This is a genomic window from Sphingobium sp. DEHP117, from assembly GCF_030867385.1.
Lineage (GTDB): Bacteria > Pseudomonadota > Alphaproteobacteria > Sphingomonadales > Sphingomonadaceae > Sphingobium.
The window spans coordinates 285,044-303,809 of the sequence record NZ_JAPFBJ010000001.1 but is presented as its reverse complement, the minus strand read 5'-3'; the positions used below and the strand labels follow the sequence as shown (position 1 = coordinate 303,809).

Below are 18,766 nucleotides of genomic sequence, written 5' to 3'. Positions count from 1 at the left end.
TAGGACCCGTCAGCCCACCTGTTTCAGCCCACTCGCGAAAGCGTGTGCCCGGGTTACATAGTGGTCTGCGCCCACGCGCAAGCCCGCAATCGTCGCCTCGTCAAGCTGGCGAACGGCTTTCGCGGGCACACCGACGATGAGACTGCCCGGCTCGAACATCTTCCCCTCGGTCACCAGCGCACCCGCGCCAACGATGCAGTTTTCCGGGATGAAGGCGCGGTTCAAGATCGTCGCGCCCATGCCGACCAGACTGTTGTCGCCGATCGTGCAGCCATGCAGCATTACATGATGACCGACGGTGACCCCCTCGCCTATGGTGCAGGGCACGCCTTCATCGCTGTGGAGCACCGACTGCTCCTGGATATTGCTGCGCGCGCCGATGCTGATTTTGGTGTTGTCGGCACGGATCACGGCCCCGAACCACACGCTCGCGCTCTCGCCCAGCTCAACATCGCCGATCAGGTCTGCCGAAGGGGCGACCCAGGCCGAACCGTCCGCTGGAAGCTGCGGCGCCTTGCCGTCAAACTCGTACAACGGCATGGCGGCCCTCCGGAAATAGATGGGAATTTGGTGGAGCCGAGGGGGATCGAACCCCTGACCTCGTCATTGCGAACGACGCGCTCTCCCAGCTGAGCTACGGCCCCGAGGCGCCCGCCTATAGGCGAGGCACTGCGCGATGGCAACGGCAATTTGCGCGATCTGCGTCGCCCCGAAAGGCGGGTTACTCGGTGAAGCCGACGCCAAGAAAACTGGGCACGGGGCCATTCCACGCGCCATCTTCCTCCGTGCCGTCAACATCGGCATAGCGGGCCGGGCGACGATCGCGCGGCTCGGCGCGGGCAGAGGATTCGGTGCTGCGGGGTGCCTCTTCGCGGCGCGGAGCCTTGCCGCGCTCGGACCGCTCCGCCTTTGGTGCCTTCTCCGCCTTTTCGGCTGCAGGCTTGTCCGCCTTGCGGCTACGACCGCGCGCGGTCGAACGCGCCGGCGCCGCGCGGCTCTCAGCCTCTTCGCCAGCGTCGTCATCGGCCGGAGCAGACCCCACGGCATAGTCGATAGACGTGCCGATCAGCTTCTGAATATTGTCGATCGCCTCGGCATCGTCCTTCGTGACGAAGGTATAGGCGACACCCTTCGCGCCCGCGCGACCCGTGCGGCCGATGCGGTGCACGTAATCGTCCGGATGCCAGGGCGCATCGAAATTGAAGACGTGGCTCACGCCCTTGATATCCAGCCCGCGCGCGGCGACATCCGATGCAACGAGCAGCGTTACTTCCCCGCTCTTGAACCGATCCAGCTCGGCTATGCGGGCGCTCTGGTCTATATCGCCGTGAATCTCGCCGGAGGCGAAGCCATGGCTGCGCAGGCTCTTGTTCAGCTCGCGCACGGTTGTCTTGCGGTTGCAGAAGATGATCGCGTTGGCGACGCCCTCGTCACGAAGCAGCGCGCGCAGCTTTTCGCGCTTCTTGCGCGCATCGACCTTCACCAGCCACTGCGTGATGTTGGCCGACGCGGTGGCGGGGCGCGCAACCTCGACATATTTGGGATTGGAAAGGAACCTGTCGCTCAGCTTCTTGATCGGCGGCGGCATCGTGGCGGAGAACAGCAAAGTCTGGCGCGTGGAGGGCAGCTTGGTGCAGATGTTCTCGATATCGGGGATGAAACCCATGTCGAGCATCCGGTCCGCCTCGTCTATGACGAGAAGCCCGCACCCGGTGAGGAGGATATTGCCGCGCTCGAACAGGTCCATCAACCGGCCGGGCGTGGCGATGAGCACATCGACACCCTTTTCGAGCGCCTTAACCTGATCGCCCATCGACACGCCGCCTATAAGGAGCGCCATAGAGAGCTTGTGATATTTGCCGTATTTCTCGAAATTCTCGGCGACCTGGGCGGCGAGTTCGCGCGTCGGCTCCAGTATCAGGCTGCGCGGCATGCGGGCGCGGCTGCGGCCATGAGCGAGAATATCGATCATCGGCAGCACGAAGCTTGCGGTCTTGCCGGTGCCCGTCTGGGCGATGCCGATCAGGTCCTTCATCATCAGGACTGGAGGAATGGTCTGAGCCTGAATCGGCGTAGGCGTGTCGTACCCCGCCTCGCTTACGGCTTTCAGCAGCTCATCGGATAGGCCGAGATCGGCAAAGTTCATTCAGTTTCCGGGTAATTATAGTGGCGACCGACAGGACGCCTGCACAGGCCGCGCCAATGGCGGTGTTGCGGCAATTTGTCAAGGTAATCCGGCGAAACGCGGGTTAGAAGGCGCGGCGGCCAACAAGCCTCACTCGTCCTCTTCCTCCGGAACCAGCCGCACCAGCTTGCGGATCGGGCAATCCGCCCCGCTGCGCGAGAGGACCCTGTCCCGACCGGAGCAGAGCGCACCGTCCTCGTTAGGTTGCACATAAAGGCCCGAATACAGGTCTTCCGGGCCGCACTCGCGCCCCAGCAGCGCGCGCATCCGCTCCCGCCCGGAGAGCATCAGGTCCACGCCGCGCGGCGAAGTGACGGCAGCAGCGCGAAGGCGCTTGAGGTCGATGCATTTCGGCCCCTTGCGCTCTTTCCATTCTATATCCATGCGCTTGGGAGGGGGGCGACGCAGCATCGGCACACGGATGATGACGCGCTGTTCGATCGTCATCTGCGCCCACTGGGTGTTATTCCAATCAGAGATCGGAGCATATATGCGCAGGGGGGAAGGCGCAGCCGCAGCGTCGCCACCTAAAGGCGTGCTCGTGTCCACCCCCATCGCCAGGCCGGATAAAAGAAGCAACGAAAGGGGCGTCACGCCTGTTCCATGTTGGTTACGAACACTGCACTGGCTGTTCGCATAGGTCAGCGCGGTTGAACAATAGGTGAATTGGCGCGATACACCAGCACATGACCGCCCCTATTCCCTTCAACGCTTTCGCGGACATCCTCGGCCCCAAGGGGATGATCACCGATCCAGATGACATCGCGCCGTGGTTGACCGATTGGCGCGGGCATTATCATGGCGCGGCCGCTGCGATCCTCTCGCCCGCATCCACGCAGGAGGTCGCCGCCTGCGTGCGCATCGCGGCCGAGCATGGGGTGCCACTGGTACCGCAGGGAGGGAATACCTCGATGGTGGGTGGCGCGACCCCACCATCGGACGGCAGCGCATTGATCCTCTCACTGCGCCGCATGAACCGGATTCGCAAGCTCGACACTGCTGCCAATCAAGCGGTGTGCGAGGCGGGCGTCATCCTCTCAACCCTGCACGAAGCGGCAGAGGCGCAAGGCCGGCGCTTTCCTTTGAGCCTTGGCGCGAAAGGCTCCGCCACCATAGGCGGCCTCATCTCGACCAATGCCGGCGGTACGCAGGTTTTGCGCCACGGGACGATGCGCGGGCTGGTGGATGGCATTGAGGCGGTGCTGACCGATGGCAGCATCTATGAGGGCCTTGCGCCTTTAAAGAAGGACAATCGCGGCTATGACCTCAAGCAGCTGCTGATCGGCGCCGAAGGCACGCTGGGCATCGTCACGGCGGCGACGCTGAGGCTCGTGCCCGCGATCACGCGCAGTGCGACCGCCTGGTTTGGCCTTGCCAGCCCCCATGACGCGCTGGCCCTGCTGAGAGCGCTGGAGGCCCGGCTTGGCCCGGTTATAGAGGGCTTTGAAGTGATGGCGGCCGAGCCTGTCGGCTTTGTCATTGACCATATTCCGGGCACGCGCGCGCCTTTGGCGTCACCGGCGCCATGGAATGCACTGATAGAATTCGATCTTTCCGGTTTCGGAGAGACAGGCCACGCCCAGCTTGAGGCGGCGCTGGAACAGCTTATGACGGACGGGGCCATCCCGCTGCTTGATGCCGCCATCGCGCAAAACGAGGCGCAATCGCGCGATTTCTGGCGCATCCGAGAGACCATCCCGGAGGCAGAGCGCGCGGCAGGGTTTCCAATCGCCTTTGACGTCAGCGTGCCGATCAACGCCATGCCGGACTTCATGCTGTCCGCCGCCGATGCATGCATCGCCCGCTTCCCCGGCACTACCGCCACTTCCTATGGCCATCTGGGCGACGGCAATGTGCACTTTCACGTCCGCGCGCCGGTTGGCCTTACCGACTATCCTGGATGGCTCAAGACCAGCGGCGAGGAGATTCGGCACTATGTGCACGATCTTGTGGTGGCTGCGGGTGGGTCCATATCTGCCGAGCATGGGATCGGCCAGTCCAAGCGAGCGGAGCTGGGCCGCCTTTCCGCCCCCGCGCGCGTCAAGGCGCTCAGAGCAATAAAAACCGCACTCGATCCTCAGGGCATCATGAATCCGGGCAAGCTCATCCCGCTTGCAAGCGAGGCCTGAGCACAGTATCCGCCGACACATTAGTTTCAAAAATCCGGTGCAGTGGGCCCGGATGACATGACGTTTGGAGAAGATTTGATGGCAAGCGCCCCGCAGGCAAATAATCTGCCCATTTTTTACAAGGATCTTGTGCCGCTCAACAGCAACGAGCACGCCAAGCTGCGCCTCAAGCCTGCGGATGCGGCCCCCTTCCTCAAGGACCAGCACGCCGTTCCGCTGACGATCGACGAGTTCGTGGTGGCCCAGCGTTTCGTGCCGATCATCTTCTCCGCAGGTGACGAGCCGGTCCCCCTGGCGCTGATGGGCCTCAACGAGGGCGTGAATACGTTCCTCGACGACGACGGCAAACTGCGCGGCACGGGCTATGTACCCGCTTATGTCCGCCGCTATCCCTGGATGCTCGCCAAGCTGCGGCCGGACAGCGATGAGCTGTCGCTCTGCTTCGACCCGACATCCGACACGCTCGGCGAGTTCAAAAAGGAGGGCGAGGCCCTGCTTGAGGATGGCAAGCCGACCGAGCTGACGCAGAACATCCTGAAATTCTGTGAAGATTTCGAGCAGGCGGCCCACCGCACCGGCCTTTTCATGAAAGATCTTGCCGAGATGGACCTGCTGATGGATGGCGAGGTCGCCATTCAGGTACCCGGCAACGAGCAGCCCTTCGTCTATCGCGGCTTCCGCATGGTGAACGAGGAAAAACTGCGCGATCTGCGCGGTGACCAGCTGCGCAAGATCAATCAGAACGGCATGCTGCCGCTTATCCATGCCCACCTGTTCTCGCTTCAGCTGATGCGCGAGATCTTTCAGCAGCAGGTGGAGCAGGGCAAGATGCCGCAAGTAAAAGTGCCGGAAGCGGTGAACTGAGCCGAATTGGAGGAAGAGTTTTTCGCTCCCGCGCAACTGAGCGGTTGAAAATTCTGCTGCTTTGCACTATTTAGCTTTTGTGCCGGTGCCTGTTCCCCTTTCGGGCGCCCGCATGGATGCCTTCCCCCGGGAAGGCGTCTCCTCCCTGAACCTGGCCACCCTATGCAGTGCATAGGGTGGTTTTTTCTGGCCTGAAGTCGCCGCTACTCCGCTGCCAATGCAAAATCCGAGTCGCGCCCGGCTTCTTCGCGCAACGTATCGGCGAGATCCGCCACCATTGCGCGGATAGCAGCCAGGCCCTGGCCCGGCTCGCGCAAGCGAGAGTCCAGATACAGATCGCGCGAAATCTCGATCTGCAGCGCGTGGCGGCCCAAAGCCGGTCGCCCATGGCGTTCCGCGATATAGGTGCCGGGATAAGGGTGGTTGAGGGCCGAGCGCAGGCCATGCCGCGCAATCACCCCCCGCGCGATTTCCGAGAACCGCGCCGCAGCGCTGGCGCCGAAGCGATCGCCGATCACTACGTCCGGCCGCATGCCACCACCGAACCGCGCCGCTTCGAGGGGCGGCATGGAATGCACGTCGAGCAACAGCGCCTGCCCACAGGCGGCGCGAATGGCGCGCATCTCTTGCTCGATCCGCGCATGATAAGGAGCGTGGACCGAGGCAATGCGCGCGCGCGCCTGATCCCAGTGCAACGGCGCGCGCCACAGCCCTCCCACGCGCGGCAACGAGCGTGGAAACAGCCCGAGTCCCCCGCGCGACTTGGCAGTCTCGATCAGCGCCTGCCCGTGAGGCATCCCGGCGATCATGCGGCGGTCTATATCGCGCGGGTCACGGTTGAGGTCGATCACGGCACGCGCAACCTGCGCGATGACCACCCGATAGCCGCGCATTTCCAGCCCAGTCACCAGCGCGTCGGCATAGCGGTCTTCCAGCAGCGCCAATGCCTCGTGCGGGTGTGCGCTCTGCGCGCGCACCTCCGCCGGATAGACTCGCCCCGCATGCGGCACGGAGATCAACACCGGCCCGTGCACCTGATCCGGCCCGAGGACGACGAACGGCTCGGCCTCAATCTGCCCCGGAACTCCTTGGTTTTGACGCACTTCGAAGCTCATGCGCGAATTTTTATCCCTAAGGGCGCCGAAATTAAGCCCTTGTCCATAAAAGATAAGCATAAGATGCGCGGCATTGACAGCACGTTGTGCCACAGGCACGAGACAGGGCAAACAGGACAAGGGTTGAGGGGTCGATGATCCGTATTCTGCTGGCGGAAGATGACGATGCGATGCGCCAATATCTGGCCCGCGCGCTGGAGCGGTCTGGCTATGAAGTCGTGTCCGTCGATCGCGGCACCGAGGCGCTGCCCTTGCTGGAGAACGACCGGTTCGACCTGTTGCTGACCGATATCGTCATGCCCGAGATGGACGGAATAGAGCTGGCGCAGCACGCCGCCAAGGTTGCGCCCGACATGCGCGTGATGTTCATCACCGGCTTTGCGGCGGTGACCTTGAAGGCGGGCAAGGCCGTGCCGCAGGCGAAGGTTTTGTCCAAGCCGTTCCATTTGCGCGATCTGGTGCTGGAGGTGGACCGCATGTTCGGCCTCAGCAGCGCCAGCGGACTGTAACTCACTCGGCCAGATACAGCTGGCGTTCGCCGTCGGGCACTAGCCGGAAGCGCACAGAAAAGGCTGCCTCCAATAGCTCCGGCGTCAGCGCCTCGGCAGGCGGGCCGGCAGCGATGATCGCGCCATCCTTCATCAGCAGAACATGATCGGCGATGCGCGCCGCGTGATTGATGTCGTGGAGCACTACGGCGACTCCAGCACCTGCGCGCGCGGTGGCGGCCAGACGGCCAAGCACCGCCAGCTGATGGGCAGGATCGAGACTCGCCAGCGGCTCATCCGCCAGCAGCCATTCGGGCTCCCCCGCCAATACCCGCGCCAGCAGCACGCGTGCCAGTTCCCCGCCCGACAGGCTGAGCACAGCGCGCTCGGCAAGGTGAGCGACATCGGTATCGCACATGGCAGCCTCGATCGCAGCGTGGTCGGCGGGGGAAAGCCGCTGCCCCACAATGTGGCCCATCCGCCCCAGCCCGATGAGCGCCGAGACGCCCAGATTCCAGTGCACCTCTCCCTTTTGCGGGAGGAAGCCGATACGGCGCGCGCGCTCTCGCGCGGGCAGGCCGGGCAGCGGCACATCACCCAGCATTACCTTGCCTGAGCGGGCCGTCTCCACCCCGGCGAGGAGGTGCAGCAGGCTGCTCTTGCCCGCGCCGTTTGGGCCAAGGATCGCTGTGACCTTGCCGGGGCGAAGCGTGCCGCTGACCCCGCCGAGGATCGCGCGGCCGCCCTTTCGCAGCGTGAGGTCCGAGAAGGAGAGTGCCGCCGTCATGCAAGCTCCCGCCGCATTTTCAACAGCAGCATCAGGAAAAACGGCGCGCCCAGGACCGACATCATCACGCCGAGGCGAACCTCATTCACCAGCGGCGCCACGCGCACCGCCATATCCGCCACCACCACCAGAAGAGCGCCAGCCAGGGCGGAGGGAAGCATGAGCGCGGACGGGCGATGCCCCACGAGCGGGCGCACCAGATGCGGCACCATGAGGCCGACAAAGCCGATCACCCCCGTAACCGCTACTCCGCCGCCGACACACAGGGCCAGCCCTATCACGAGCAGGCGCTGCAATGCGGGGAGGTCCACCCCCAATGAGCGCGCGGCGAGATCGCCAAGGCTGAGCGCATCGAGACGACGGGCGGTGAGAAAGAGCAGCGCCGCGCCCGCCGCCGTCAGCGGCAGCGCGAGTAGCACATCGTCCCAGCTCCGGTCCGTCAGCGCGCCCATCAGCCAGGTGATGATCTCGGCGCTCGCGAACGGTGTGGGCGCAAGCGTGATCACCAGCGCCGTCAGCGCGGCGGCGAGGCTGGAGAGCATGACGCCAGCCAGGGTGAACAGGATCAGGCTGCCGGAACGGCCCGCGAGCAGCATCAGCAGTGCGACGCCTGCCCCCGCTCCGCCCAGCGCGCAAAGCGCAAGCGCCATCGGCACGCCACCCAGCCCAAAGAAGATGCTCAGCACCGCGCCGAGCGCCGCGCAAGCCGAGATACCGAACAGGCCCGGGTCCGCCAGCGGATTGCGCAGATAACCCTGCATCGCCGCGCCGGATATCCCCAGCCCTGCCCCCACAAGCGCGCCGAGAATGATGCGTGGCAGGCGCAGCTGCGTAATGATCAGCGACGGCAGATCGCCCGCCAGCCACACTTCAGGCGCGATCCAGTGTCGCCCGGCGAGAAGCGAGAGCAGCATCGCACACAGCAGCGCGGCGGCAAGGGTGAAGTTCAACCTCATGCCCCATGCTTCCGCCGCCAGCGCGCACGGATAGAAGTGAGCTGGCCCACCGTTTCTACGATCGTCGGCCCGGCACAGTGCAGCAGGCGCGAGGGAAAGGGCGCGACCATGATGTGCTGACGTGCCTTCGCCAGCACCGGATGACGCGCCGGGGCGTTTCCGTTGTCGCCGCTGGACTCCATGCCGCCCGCACCCGTCATCACTACATCGGGCGGGGTAAGCAGCAGTTGTTCAACCGAAACCATGTCCCACTGGGCAAGGCGCATCTGCGCGGCGGAGCTGCGAAAGCCGGTGTCTTCCAGCAGAGCGTTTGCGAGTGTACCGGGGCCGGGGACGAGGCCGCCATCCTGCCAGATCAGCGCGCGCGGCCTGGCGCCTCTGCCAGCCTCTGCCCGCGCCTCCGCCACTGCGCGGTCGATGCGTGCGCCAAGCGCCCTGCCCTGTTCGGCCCGCCCGATGCGTGCGGCGATCTGCGCGATCTGCGCCGTGCTCTCTTCCACGGTGGCGGGCACTGTCGTGCTGAGCAGGGGCACGCCCATGCGCTTCAACGCCGCCAACGTATCGGGCGCGATGTGCGGCCCGGCGATGACGAGATCCGGCCGGGCGGAGAGGACGTCCTCCGCCGAATCGCCCACTGCCGGGAAGCGCCTGGCCCAATCAATCGGCACCGACGTCGATCGGGGATCGTGCGAATAATGGCTGATCGCAGCGATCTGAGCCGGGTCTGCCACTTCGCGCAATATGCCATCGACGCATGGGTTCATCGACACGATGCGCGTGGGGGTACGGGTTGAGGCGGCGGTTGCCTCGCCCTCTCCCCGCGGTACGGAACAGCCGAGCAGCAGCGCGAGCGCGACGAGCGCGGCCGTAGCCGCCACCTTCGCACCGCGCGCCGCTGCCCGCGCCGCCATCAGATCTTCAGCCTCACGCCTGCTGTCGCCGTACGGCCCGGCTGACCATAGTTGAAAACCGTCTCGTACCGCGTGTCGAACAGGTTCTCGATCCGTGCATAGAGCTCGGCATGCTGGCCAAGGGGGAACGACGCGCGAATGTCGGTAACCGTAAACCCGTCGTTCTGAACCGGAGAACCGAAATCATCGATGTCTTCGCTGTCCCCTACGAGCGTCACGCTGGCTCCCGCGCTGAGACCGAAGGGCCAGCGATAGTCGATGCTGGCATAGGCCTTGTCGCGAGGACGGCGTAGCAGATCGAGATGGGTCGCACGGTCCTGTGACTTCACGTGGGTGTAGTTCATCTCGACCGCCAGCTCGTCGACCGGGCGCAGCTTTATCTCCGCCTCGATACCGCGCGCACGCTTTGCGCGCACATTGTCGTAATAGCCAAAGTTGAAGCCGGTGCAGAGCGGTGAAGCACTGCCGAAGCACGAGACGAAATCGATGAGATTCCGGGTTGTACGCCGGAACCACGTGATACCGAACTCGGCGCGCCCATCCAGAGCCTGCTGTACCACGCCGATGTCCCAGCTTTTCGCGCTCTCCGGCTGAAGCGCGAGGTTGCCGTAAGGGCTGTGGAGCTGGTAGAGCGAGGGCGCCTTGAACCCCTCGCCATAGCTGGCACGGATCACCGTATTGCCCGCATTGGGTGTATAAGCGGCGTTGGCGGCGAAGGTCGTGTGATCCCCGAAGTCGCTATGGTCATCATGCCGCGCGCCCGCATTCACCGTGAGGCCGGCAAGCGGCGTTGCACTCAGTTGGCCATAGAAACTGGTCAGGCGCGCCCGGCCCTTGTCCGTGCTGGCGCCGAAGCCGTAATCGTTGGTCTGGCGAAAGCGGGACCATTCCCGCTCCGCCCCGGCGATCACGCTCCAGCCCTCGGCGATGTCGAAAATGGTCTGAGCCTCGATCCGCTCGTTGCGGCCAAGCGAGTCGCCCTGATGCACCGGCGTCGCGGCGGGGTCATAATCGTCACGCAGCACATTTGTGATCGCATAGCCGATACGGTTGCGCCAGCGGCCATCAAGGGCGTTCCAGTTGACGCCCGCATAGCCCACCGCTTCACGTGTGCGGCTATATTGATCGGTGTCACCAAAGGTGAAGGCGGGCGTGAAGCCATCAATCTCGATACGGCTGTGGGCATACCAGCCGCGCAGATCGAGCGAGAGAGCATCGGTCATCGCAACGCCAAGGTTGAGGTTGGCGCCATAATGCTTTGTTCCGTCGCGCTCGCGCCCGCCGCGCGCCGCGCTGAAGGCAGAGATGCCGTCCGTGCGCAGCCATGACGCGCCGCCGCTCACCGAAAGCGGCCCCGCCTTGATTGCCGCATTGCCGACGAGATCGATGGTGTCATGGCCGCCATACTCACCCTTGATCGTTGCGACAGGCCGACCGCCCTCCGCCTTGCGCGTGATGAGGTTGACGACGCCGCCGATCGCCTGGCTGCCCCACAGGACGGACTGCGGCCCGCGCACCACTTCGACACGCTCAAGATTGCCGGCCATCAGTTGCCCGAAATCGAACCCGCCCGCCGGAAGGGAAGGATCGTTGATCTTCACACCGTCAATCAACGCAACCGTATGGTCAGATGACGCGCCGCGCATGAACACGCTCGATACCGTGCCCAGACCGCCGCTACGGGTGGCCGTGAGACCTGGTACCGTGCGCAACAGCTCCGTGACGGCCGGAGACTGAAGCCGCTCCATGTCCTCCGATGTTATGACGCTGACGGATAGCCCAACCTTGCTGACCGGCGTTTCGGCCCGGTTTGCGGTGACGACAATCTGCTCTCCTGCCTCCTCCGCATACGCTGGCAGAGCATAGAGCGCACATAAAGACAGGCAGGCAATTTTTTGAAATGTCACAGGAATCTCCTCTTCGTGACGGTTGACACACACGCCGTCACGCGAAGGAAACTCCCCCGTTCATCCGATACACCCCGCCCGGCTGAAGAACGACCGCGTCAGGCAGGTCTCCTGGCTTCCGGGTCAGCGCCATCCGCCCCGTCTTCCCAGGCATTAAGCCCAGTGACATATGGAGCGGCGGCTCGCCGGTCACAGTTGCGGGGGCAGCGCCGGATTATGGGTTTCCCCATTCCCGGCTTCCCTTTTCATCCCGTCTCCGGGAACCTGTCGCGGCGAGGCATATGGCCTAATTCGCCATTCTGTGCAAGCAGGGCGACAAAGCGCCGGAACAGGCGAACATCGTTGCCCCTTACCATCGTCGCAAAAAGAGAGTGCCAGGGGTTCTGTTGCCCGGCCCCCTGGCGGCCGCTGGAATCCATTCTGTTGCCCGGCTGGCCCAGCCGCGTTCTGTTAGGGTAATGTCAGGCCGTGAGGCCCTCAATTACGCTGCAAGAGCAAGTGCTTCGTTATCGTTGGCACTTATAGGTTTTGAGCCTTGAACGGGTTACTCAGCCCGAGCGAAAACACCGTCTTTGAATACACGTCGATCCTGGTTCGGCCCCGTCAGATACCCTGAGCGATCAGGGGATATGGTGGAGCCGCCGGGTACTGCCCCCGGGTCCGCTGCATCTATTACACGGCACAATTTATCGCCATAGCCGGCCGAAACCGGCCTGATCCATATAGGCGCAACGCCCCCAAATGAAAAGGGCATGGATCGTGAAATCCATGCCCTGTTTGGCCCGAATGGGTGCGCAAACAACCTTAGTGGCTGTTTTCCATCCGGTCCTTGGCAGCCTCGCCGGCTTCGCGGACATCATCGGCCTTCTGCTCGAGCGCATCGACCTGGTTGCCGACCGCGGCCCCGACGTTATCCGCATGGTCCTCAAGCTTGTTAGCCATATTCTCGATGGTTTCGGCCTTGTTTTCTGCGCGGTTCTCGACAGCATCCTGCTGCTTCGAGTCGCAAGCCGAGACTCCGACGACGGTCGCTAGGGCAATAACGGCGATGAAAGGCTTCATAGATCTAACTCCTGTTCGCACTCTTTGGCGGTGCACGCACGCTAACGGCGCGATGCGGTGCAAACCACCGAGACGAGAGGAGGTTCCCGACCGAGAAAAGTCGAAAAGTGCGCCCCGCTATTTCTTGAGCGAGTCGCGTATCTCCCGCAGCAGCAGGGTTTCCTCGCTCGGTCCGGCGGGCGCGGCCTCGGCCTTGGGCGCCATCATGCGGTTTACCGCACGGATCATCAGGAAAATGATGAAGGCGAGGATGATGAAGTTGATGACCACGGTAAGAAACTGTCCCCAGCCGAGCATCGCCACTCCGGCGGCCTTGAGGTCGGCATAGTTCTCAGGATTGCCCTTGAAGTCTGCCGGGAGCGTGCCGAGACGGATGAAATGCTGGGAAAAATCAAACCCGCCGAACAGCCAGCCCACCACCGGCATGATAACATCTTCGGTCAACGATGTGGTAATCTTGCCGAATGCAGCGCCGATGATGACACCCACCGCGAGGTCCATCACATTGCCCCGCGCGATGAATTCCTTGAACTCCGAACCGATCGACATCCCGTTTCTCCCCACATTTAGGCCAGTTCAGCGCACAAATCTTGCACGGAACCCCCTGGCTGTCCAGACGTTGCGTAGCGCGGACGGGGGCTGTAGGCTCGCGCCATCTGACTCTGGGGGACCACATGATGCAAAGCAACCGCACAACGCCAATGCGCGCCGCAGTGATGGCGTTGCTGATGCTGGCGCTTTCCGCGTGCGGAATCAACAGCATCCCCACGGCGGAGGAAGCGGCCAAGGCGCGCTGGGCCGACGTGCAGGCGCAATATCAGCGGCGCGCAGACCTCATCCCCAACCTCGTCGCCACAGTGAAGGGTGCGGCAAGGGCGGAGCAGGACACGCTGACCGCCGTCGTCGAGGCACGCGCGCGGGCGACATCGATTCAGGTTACGCCTGACCAGCTTGGCGACGCCGCCAAGATGGCGCAGTTCGCCGCCGCGCAGGGCGCGTTGAGCCAGTCTCTGGGTCGCCTGCTCGCCACGGTGGAGGCCTATCCGGACATCAAGTTCAACCAGAACTTCCAGGATCTGCAGGTGCAGCTTGAGGGTACGGAAAACCGCATCTCAACCGCGATCATCAAATATAACGAGGCGGTGCAGGAGTATAACACGCGCGTGCGCACCTTCCCCGAGATGATCGGTGCGGCGATCCGCGGCGCGAAGCCGATCACGCCCTATCAGGCGACCAGCCCCAATGCCGATGTCGCGCCCAAGGTCGATTTCGACACCGACGGAGCGAAGTGAGCACAGCCACGCGCCTGATTGTTGCGCTGCTTTGGCCCCTGATCCTGCTGAGCGCGCAGGCGGCGGGCGCGCAGCAGTTTCCGACGCTGACCGGCCGCGTGGTCGACGCCGCCAACATTCTCTCACCCGCGCAGGAAATCTCGCTGGAGGCGAAGCTGACGCGGTTGGAGCAGCAGAGCCAGCGGCAGCTGGTGGTGGTGACGATTGCCGACCTGCAAGGCTATGACATCGCCGACTATGGCTTCCGGCTCGGTGATCACTGGGGAATCGGCAACAAGGAGCGGGACGACGGCGCGCTCCTTATCGTCGCACCCAATGAGCGCAAGCTGCGCATCGAGGTGGGTTATGGCCTCGAAGGCGTGCTGACTGACGCGCTCTCGGGCAGGATCATCCGCAACACCATCGTGCCGCACTTCAAGCAGGGCGATTATCCCGGCGGCATCGCGGCGGGGGCGGACGAGATCGTCCGCGTGCTGATGCTGCCGCCCGAGGAAGCGCGCAAGCTCGCCGCGCAAGCCGCGCAGGAGCAGCAGGGCGGCGAGGAACAGGGGCAGGTGCTGGTTGCGATCTTCCTCATCTTCATGTTCATCATCCTGCCGATGCTGCTGCGCGGGCGCATGGGCCGGGCCTATCGCGGCGGCGCGCTGCCGGTCATCCTCTGGGGCCCGGGCACCGGCGGCGGATCGCGCTGGGGCGGCAGCAGCGGCGGAGGCTGGTCGTCTGGCGGCGGCTTTTCCGGCGGGGGCGGCGGCTTCGGCGGCGGCGGGGCTTCGGGAGGCTGGTGATGGCGCGTTTCTCTTTGAGCGAGGCGGATCATGAGCGGATCAGCGCCGCAGTGCGCGTGGCCGAGGCGCAGACGGATGGCGAAATCGTCACCGTCATCGCCCCGCGCTCGGACGCCTATCATGACGTCGGCCTGCATTATGCGGTGGCAGGCATGCTGAGTCTGCTGGCGCTGGTGGCTGCCTTTCCTGGCTGGTTCGAGGCGCTGGCGGTCACGGCACTGGGCGGCTGGCAGCACGAGCTGCCCGTATGGGAGTTGCTCACCCTGCTGGTCGGCGCGCAGATCCTCGTTTTTCTCGTCATCCGTTACGCCCTCGCTTGGATGCCGCTGCGACTCGCGCTCACCCCGCCCGCCACCAAGGCACGGCGCGTGCGGCGGCAGGCGGTGACGATCTTCCGCGCTTCAGCTGAAGGGCGCACCCACGCCAGCACCGCAATATTGCTCTACCTCTCGCTCGCCGAGCACCGCGCCGAGATCGTGGCCGACAGCGCGATCAGCAGCGCGGTGGCGCCCGAACGCTGGGGAGATGCGATGGCCGCGCTGATCCACGCGGTGCGGCAGGATCGTACGGCAGACGGCATGGTGGACGCCATATCCATGCTGGGCGCCATCCTCGCCGAGCAGCGCCCGCTCGCCAGCCAGAATCCCAATGAACTGCCCGACCGGCTCATCGAACTATAGGGCTATGACTGTCCACTCCGATCCGTCATCCCTGAAACCGATTTTCTCTAAATCAGAAAGAATTTGGGCAGGGAATCGCGTTATCCGGGATCCATGAACGGGGCGCTGCGCAGGGAAAGCTGGATCCCGGATCAAGCATTGCCGCGAAAAGCTTGCCAGCTTTCCGGGCAACGCTAAGTCCGGGATGACGGAAAATAACTCTCCAGAGCAATAAACAAAGGACAATCCATGCCCGGACACAGCACGCCCGAAATCATGTGGGCGGGAAAATATATAACGGCAAAAAGGGAAGGCCCGTGGGAATATGTCTCACGCAGCCGTGGCATCCGTGCCGCTGTGATCCTCGCGGTGGACGAGAGCGGTGGCGATGGGCCGCACCTCATCCTCGTCGAGCAGTTCCGTGTGCCGCTGGGCCGCGCCTGCCTTGAGCTGCCCGCCGGGCTGGTGGGAGACGAGGCGGGATCGGAGGATGAGCACGCTTCCCAGGCGGCGATCCGCGAGCTGGAGGAGGAAACCGGCTATCGAGCCGCCCATATGCGTGACCTCGGCGAATATTATAGTTCACCGGGGCTGGTGTCGGAAAGCTTCACCCTGTTTCGCGCCGACGGGCTGACGCGGACGGGCGATGGCGGTGGGCACGAGGGCGAGAACATCACCGTGCACCGCGCACCACTTGCCGACATCCATGGCTTCCTTGCCACGCGCCGGGCGGACGGGCTGGCGATCGACGTAAAGTTGCTGGTTGCGCTTGGGGCAGAGTTTTTACGCTAAAGGGTACGGCGGTTGGCTATGGTCATGCAACTTGCTCCTACTCCGAACAGGCATTTCGCGCACGGGGCTAGCTTGGTATAGGCGTGGGTTATGAACGCATCGGCCAGCCCAGACTCTGCTCCCCCTACCCTCGCCCCTACCCTTTTTTCCGGCGATGCCAGCCCGCGCAGGCGGCAGATCCTAGAGATTGCGGCTCAGCTGTTTGCGCGGCACGGCTATCAGGGCACATCGATCCGCGACATAGGCGAGCGTGCCGGTCTGCTCGGCGGTTCGCTCTATCATTACATCAAGTCCAAGGATGCGCTGTTCGTCGAGATTCATCATGCGGCGCTTGAATCCGCGCGGCAGGCCGTTGAGACCACAATCGCTCGCTACACTGACCCGTGGCTCCGGCTCGAGGCGGCATGCCGCACCCTGCTGGAAATCCAGCTCGCGCCCGACTCGCTCACACTCCCGTTGATGAACGATTTCCGCCGGGTGCCCCCGAGCGTGCAGGACCAGATGATCGCGACACGCGACGCATTTGAAGACGTATTCAGGAGGCTGGTTGACGAGCTGCCGATTCCGGCGGAGATCGACCGCCGTTTATATCGTATCATGCTGCTCTCTCTGCTCAATAGCGCGGGCGAATGGTACCAGCCCGGCCGCTTGACTCCCGCTGAGATCGGCGCACAAGTCATCAGGATATATCGCCACGAGGCAGGCGCCGCCTGAGCCTTTGGCAGGGGAAAAGCGCCCCCTTTCGTCGCTCTGTCCCGGACCGCGCCCGGACTGAATTCAGCGCGGTTGAAATTGTAACAAGTGTTTGGTACACTGCTGTCGCGATACCGTTTCAACACTGAGAGGCTGTCATGCAGGACTATACCGCCCCCATCGAAGACTTCCGCTTTCTCCTTGGTGAGGTGCTCGATTTTGACGCCGTCATGGCGGAGGTCGGCAAAGACGGAGTTGACGCCGAACTGGCCGTCAGCGTGCTGGAGGAAGCCGGACGTTTTTGCACAAAGGTCATCCAACCGCTCAATCGCGCGGGCGACGAGCAGGGGAGCAAGCTGGTCGACGGTAATGTACAAACGCCGGAAGGCTTTGCCGAAGCATACCGCGCTTATGCGGAGGCGGGCTGGACCTCCCTTTCTGGAAATCCGGAATTCGGCGGGCAAGGCCTGCCCTTCGTAATTCAGCTCTGGCTTGATGAAATGGTATCCTCAGCCAGCCTCTCCTTCGGGCTTTTCCCCGGATTGATACGCGGCGCGATCGAGGCGATCGAGGCCCACGCTTCAGAAGAGCTGAAAGCCACCTATCTCCCCCGTATGATTTCAGGGGAGTGGACCGGCGCCATGGCGCTGACCGAGAGCGGAGCAGGCACCGATCTTGGTTTGCTCAACACCAAGGCGGTGCCTAACGGCGATAACACATACGCGGTGACCGGCACCAAGATCTTCATATCCTCGGGCGATCATGATTTCGGGGGCAACATCATCCATCTGGTGCTGGCCCGCCTGCCCGATGCGCCGCCCGGCGTGAAGGGCATCAGCCTGTTCCTGGTGCCGAAGTTCCTTGCCGATGCGAACGGGGACTTCACGGTGCGCAACGGCTTCTCGGTCGGCGCGCTTGAGGAGAAGATGGGCATCCATGCCCAGCCGACCTGCGTGATGAATTATGATGGCGCCACCGGGTGGCTGGTAGGCGAACCCCATCGCGGTCTTGCCGCCATGTTCGTGATGATGAATGCGGAACGCCTGTTCGTCGGCATCCAGGGGCTGGGCATCGCCAGCGCAGCCTATCAGCAAGCGGTTGCCTATGCCAAAGAGCGTTTGCAAGGGCGCAGCGCCGACGGCGCGCGAGGCCCGGTCGCGATCATCGAACATGCCGATGTGCGCAAGATGCTGCTGACCGCACGCTCCTTCGTGGAAGCGGGGCGTGCGCTCGCCGGATGGACCGCGCTCCAGCTCGATCGCGCCCACAGCCATCCCGACGCGGGGGAACGGGCCAAGGCCGACGCGCTCGTCGCGCTGCTCACCCCCGTCGTCAAAGCTGCTTTCACCGACTTCGGTTTCGAAAGCGCGGTGCTGGCCCAGCAGGTGTTCGGCGGTCATGGCTACATCCGCGAATGGGGCATGGAACAATATGTGCGTGATGCCCGCATCGCCCAGATTTACGAGGGCACCAACGGCGTGCAGGCGATGGACCTGGTGGGACGCAAGCTGCCGCTCGGCGGCGGGGCGGTAGTCGAGGGCTATTTCGCGATGATCGAGGCGGACATCGCGCGCGCGGGCGAAGCGCCTTCAGCCGCCGCAGTTGGCGCGCGCGTGGCCGAGGCGCTGGCATTGCTGCGCACGGCGACCGCTGAGCTGCGCGGTGCGGATACCGACGCCGCAGGTGCAGCCGCGACCGATTATCTGCGTCTGTTTGCGCTGGTGTCGCTGGGGTGGATGTGGGTGCGCATGGCCCATGCCGCAGCAAAGGGCGACACTCCGTTTCATGAGGGCAAGCGCCATGTCGCCAGGTTGTTCGCCGAGCGTGTGCTGTGCCAGGCGCATGGTTTGGCGACCTCCATATCGGGTGGCGCGGAACCAATCATGTCGCTCAGCGCGGAGGCGTTTTAAACCTCTCCCGTCGATATTTGAGGCAACTATCGCTCCAGCCGCGCGAGCGCCGCGCGGGCAACCGCATTGAGCGTATCCGGCCGCGCAGCTCGCAATGCGCCGATCATGCGCGGTTCCCAGAACTCGCGGATATGCGCGGCGGTTGCGGCGATCGCTGCTTCATCGCCGCGCACCGGCACGTTGCGCGCGATCTGGTTCGCCATCATCACGAGCGTGTCAACGTTCATGCGC

Annotated in this window: 20 protein-coding genes, 1 tRNA gene, 1 other RNA gene and 1 riboswitch; of the genes, 9 read left to right on the top strand and 13 right to left on the bottom strand. The window is 63.9% G+C overall.

The window, feature by feature from the left end; translation table 11 throughout:
- Nucleotides 1–9: 9 nt before the first annotated feature.
- The 4 genes from OOT33_RS01490 to OOT33_RS01475 form a co-directional block, all read right to left on the bottom strand.
- Nucleotides 10–540, bottom strand: coding sequence for a gamma carbonic anhydrase family protein (locus OOT33_RS01490; protein WP_307748211.1), 531 nt, complete (start codon nt 538–540; stop codon nt 10–12).
- Nucleotides 541–568: 28 nt separating this feature from the next.
- Nucleotides 569–644, bottom strand: a tRNA-Ala gene (locus tag OOT33_RS01485).
- Between the two features lie 77 nt (nt 645–721).
- Nucleotides 722–2,146 carry a DEAD/DEAH box helicase gene (locus OOT33_RS01480; RefSeq protein ID WP_307748210.1) on the bottom strand — a complete coding sequence of 475 codons (1,425 nt, stop codon included), beginning with the start codon at nt 2,144–2,146 and terminating at the stop codon, nt 722–724.
- Nucleotides 2,147–2,275: 129 nt separating this feature from the next.
- Entirely contained in the window at nt 2,276–2,632 is a 357-nt protein-coding gene (locus OOT33_RS01475; RefSeq protein ID WP_307748209.1) for a hypothetical protein, read from the bottom strand.
- A gap of 239 nt (nt 2,633–2,871) precedes the next feature.
- Here OOT33_RS01475 and OOT33_RS01470 point away from each other — a divergent pair, with 239 nt between their 5' ends.
- Nucleotides 2,872–4,314, top strand: coding sequence for an FAD-linked oxidase C-terminal domain-containing protein (locus OOT33_RS01470; RefSeq protein ID WP_307748208.1), 1,443 nt, complete (start codon nt 2,872–2,874; stop codon nt 4,312–4,314).
- A gap of 78 nt (nt 4,315–4,392) precedes the next feature.
- Nucleotides 4,393–5,178: a SapC family protein gene (locus tag OOT33_RS01465; RefSeq protein ID WP_307748207.1), complete on the top strand. Its 786-nt coding sequence runs from the start codon at nt 4,393–4,395 to the stop codon at nt 5,176–5,178.
- A 203-nt stretch (nt 5,179–5,381) separates the two neighbouring features.
- Here the strand turns inward: OOT33_RS01465 and OOT33_RS01460 are convergent, their stop codons facing one another.
- The gene (locus OOT33_RS01460) at nt 5,382–6,293 is read right to left on the bottom strand and encodes an N-formylglutamate amidohydrolase (RefSeq protein WP_307748206.1); all 912 of its coding nucleotides are present in this window, start codon (nt 6,291–6,293) and stop codon (nt 5,382–5,384) included.
- A 134-nt stretch (nt 6,294–6,427) separates the two neighbouring features.
- Between OOT33_RS01460 and cpdR the strand changes: the two genes are divergently transcribed.
- Nucleotides 6,428–6,802 (top strand): cell cycle two-component system response regulator CpdR, encoded by a 375-nt coding sequence (gene cpdR, locus OOT33_RS01455; RefSeq protein ID WP_307748205.1) that lies wholly within the window; start codon nt 6,428–6,430, stop codon nt 6,800–6,802.
- Nucleotide 6,803: 1 nt separating this feature from the next.
- Here cpdR and OOT33_RS01450 read toward each other — a convergent pair whose 3' ends face one another.
- From OOT33_RS01450 to mscL, 7 genes are all read right to left on the bottom strand, one after another.
- Complete coding sequence (locus OOT33_RS01450) at nt 6,804–7,568, bottom strand: ATP-binding cassette domain-containing protein (RefSeq protein ID WP_307748204.1); 765 nt, start codon at nt 7,566–7,568, stop codon at nt 6,804–6,806.
- On the bottom strand, nt 7,565–8,524 hold the full coding sequence (locus tag OOT33_RS01445; protein ID WP_307748203.1) for an iron chelate uptake ABC transporter family permease subunit: 960 nt from the start codon (nt 8,522–8,524) through the stop codon (nt 7,565–7,567). The genes OOT33_RS01450 and OOT33_RS01445 overlap by 4 nt, the downstream gene beginning before the upstream one ends.
- Nucleotides 8,521–9,435, bottom strand: coding sequence for an ABC transporter substrate-binding protein (locus OOT33_RS01440; RefSeq protein ID WP_307748202.1), 915 nt, complete (start codon nt 9,433–9,435; stop codon nt 8,521–8,523). The genes OOT33_RS01445 and OOT33_RS01440 overlap by 4 nt, the downstream gene beginning before the upstream one ends.
- Nucleotides 9,435–11,342, bottom strand: coding sequence for a TonB-dependent receptor domain-containing protein (locus OOT33_RS01435; protein WP_307748200.1), 1,908 nt, complete (start codon nt 11,340–11,342; stop codon nt 9,435–9,437). Before OOT33_RS01435 ends, OOT33_RS01440 begins: the two co-directional genes overlap by 1 nt.
- Before the next feature lie 83 nt (nt 11,343–11,425).
- Nucleotides 11,426–11,625: riboswitch (cobalamin riboswitch) on the bottom strand.
- A 126-nt stretch (nt 11,626–11,751) separates the two neighbouring features.
- Nucleotides 11,752–12,094, bottom strand: a transfer-messenger RNA (tmRNA) gene (ssrA, locus tag OOT33_RS01430).
- 52 nt (nt 12,095–12,146) lie between these two features.
- A complete protein-coding gene (locus tag OOT33_RS01425; protein ID WP_307748199.1) occupies nt 12,147–12,404 on the bottom strand; it encodes a hypothetical protein in 258 nt (85 codons plus the stop codon).
- A gap of 117 nt (nt 12,405–12,521) precedes the next feature.
- The gene (gene mscL / locus OOT33_RS01420) at nt 12,522–12,953 is read right to left on the bottom strand and encodes a large conductance mechanosensitive channel protein MscL (RefSeq protein ID WP_307748198.1); all 432 of its coding nucleotides are present in this window, start codon (nt 12,951–12,953) and stop codon (nt 12,522–12,524) included.
- 125 nt (nt 12,954–13,078) lie between these two features.
- Here mscL and OOT33_RS01415 point away from each other — a divergent pair, with 125 nt between their 5' ends.
- The 6 genes from OOT33_RS01415 (at nt 13,079) to OOT33_RS01390 (ending at nt 18,535) form a co-directional block, all read left to right on the top strand.
- Nucleotides 13,079–13,696: a LemA family protein gene (locus OOT33_RS01415; RefSeq protein ID WP_307748197.1), complete on the top strand. Its 618-nt coding sequence runs from the start codon at nt 13,079–13,081 to the stop codon at nt 13,694–13,696.
- A gap of 14 nt (nt 13,697–13,710) precedes the next feature.
- Nucleotides 13,711–14,481 (top strand): YgcG family protein, encoded by a 771-nt coding sequence (locus OOT33_RS01410; RefSeq protein ID WP_373690512.1) that lies wholly within the window; start codon nt 13,711–13,713, stop codon nt 14,479–14,481.
- Complete coding sequence (locus OOT33_RS01405; RefSeq protein WP_307748195.1) at nt 14,481–15,161, top strand: hypothetical protein; 681 nt, start codon at nt 14,481–14,483, stop codon at nt 15,159–15,161. The genes OOT33_RS01410 and OOT33_RS01405 overlap by 1 nt, the downstream gene beginning before the upstream one ends.
- Nucleotides 15,162–15,389: 228 nt before the next feature.
- A complete protein-coding gene (locus OOT33_RS01400) occupies nt 15,390–15,932 on the top strand; it encodes an NUDIX domain-containing protein (RefSeq protein ID WP_307748194.1) in 543 nt (180 codons plus the stop codon).
- Nucleotides 15,933–16,022: 90 nt separating this feature from the next.
- Nucleotides 16,023–16,646, top strand: a complete 624-nt coding sequence (locus OOT33_RS01395; protein WP_307748192.1) for a TetR family transcriptional regulator — start codon at nt 16,023–16,025, stop codon at nt 16,644–16,646.
- A 137-nt stretch (nt 16,647–16,783) separates the two neighbouring features.
- The gene (locus tag OOT33_RS01390) at nt 16,784–18,535 is read left to right on the top strand and encodes an acyl-CoA dehydrogenase C-terminal domain-containing protein (protein ID WP_307748191.1); all 1,752 of its coding nucleotides are present in this window, start codon (nt 16,784–16,786) and stop codon (nt 18,533–18,535) included.
- Between the two features lie 26 nt (nt 18,536–18,561).
- Here the strand turns inward: OOT33_RS01390 and OOT33_RS01385 are convergent, their stop codons facing one another.
- Nucleotides 18,562–18,762 (bottom strand): formate dehydrogenase subunit delta, encoded by a 201-nt coding sequence (locus OOT33_RS01385; RefSeq protein WP_307748190.1) that lies wholly within the window; start codon nt 18,760–18,762, stop codon nt 18,562–18,564.
- Between the last annotated feature and the right edge of the window lie 4 nt (nt 18,763–18,766).

What these genes read in the sequence shown, in the direction of transcription:
- OOT33_RS01480 (WP_307748210.1), bottom strand. Translation starts at nt 2,146, where the DNA reads ATGAACTTTGCCGATCTCGGCCTATCCGATGAGCTGCTGAAAGCCGTA.
- OOT33_RS01405 (WP_307748195.1), top strand. Translation starts at nt 14,481, where the DNA reads ATGGCGCGTTTCTCTTTGAGCGAGGCGGATCATGAGCGGATCAGCGCC.
- OOT33_RS01450 (WP_307748204.1), bottom strand. Translation starts at nt 7,568, where the DNA reads ATGACGGCGGCACTCTCCTTCTCGGACCTCACGCTGCGAAAGGGCGGC.
- OOT33_RS01415 (WP_307748197.1), top strand. Translation starts at nt 13,079, where the DNA reads ATGATGCAAAGCAACCGCACAACGCCAATGCGCGCCGCAGTGATGGCG.
- OOT33_RS01425 (WP_307748199.1), bottom strand. Translation starts at nt 12,404, where the DNA reads ATGAAGCCTTTCATCGCCGTTATTGCCCTAGCGACCGTCGTCGGAGTC.
- OOT33_RS01490 (WP_307748211.1), bottom strand. Translation starts at nt 540, where the DNA reads ATGCCGTTGTACGAGTTTGACGGCAAGGCGCCGCAGCTTCCAGCGGAC.
- OOT33_RS01385 (WP_307748190.1), bottom strand. Translation starts at nt 18,762, where the DNA reads ATGAACGTTGACACGCTCGTGATGATGGCGAACCAGATCGCGCGCAAC.
- cpdR (WP_307748205.1), top strand. Translation starts at nt 6,428, where the DNA reads ATGATCCGTATTCTGCTGGCGGAAGATGACGATGCGATGCGCCAATAT.
- OOT33_RS01440 (WP_307748202.1), bottom strand. Translation starts at nt 9,435, where the DNA reads ATGGCGGCGCGGGCAGCGGCGCGCGGTGCGAAGGTGGCGGCTACGGCC.
- OOT33_RS01470 (WP_307748208.1), top strand. Translation starts at nt 2,872, where the DNA reads ATGACCGCCCCTATTCCCTTCAACGCTTTCGCGGACATCCTCGGCCCC.
- OOT33_RS01460 (WP_307748206.1), bottom strand. Translation starts at nt 6,293, where the DNA reads ATGAGCTTCGAAGTGCGTCAAAACCAAGGAGTTCCGGGGCAGATTGAG.
- OOT33_RS01395 (WP_307748192.1), top strand. Translation starts at nt 16,023, where the DNA reads ATGAACGCATCGGCCAGCCCAGACTCTGCTCCCCCTACCCTCGCCCCT.
- OOT33_RS01390 (WP_307748191.1), top strand. Translation starts at nt 16,784, where the DNA reads ATGCAGGACTATACCGCCCCCATCGAAGACTTCCGCTTTCTCCTTGGT.
- OOT33_RS01445 (WP_307748203.1), bottom strand. Translation starts at nt 8,524, where the DNA reads ATGAGGTTGAACTTCACCCTTGCCGCCGCGCTGCTGTGTGCGATGCTG.
- OOT33_RS01475 (WP_307748209.1), bottom strand. Translation starts at nt 2,632, where the DNA reads ATGACGATCGAACAGCGCGTCATCATCCGTGTGCCGATGCTGCGTCGC.
- OOT33_RS01465 (WP_307748207.1), top strand. Translation starts at nt 4,393, where the DNA reads ATGGCAAGCGCCCCGCAGGCAAATAATCTGCCCATTTTTTACAAGGAT.
- mscL (WP_307748198.1), bottom strand. Translation starts at nt 12,953, where the DNA reads ATGTCGATCGGTTCGGAGTTCAAGGAATTCATCGCGCGGGGCAATGTG.
- OOT33_RS01400 (WP_307748194.1), top strand. Translation starts at nt 15,390, where the DNA reads ATGCCCGGACACAGCACGCCCGAAATCATGTGGGCGGGAAAATATATA.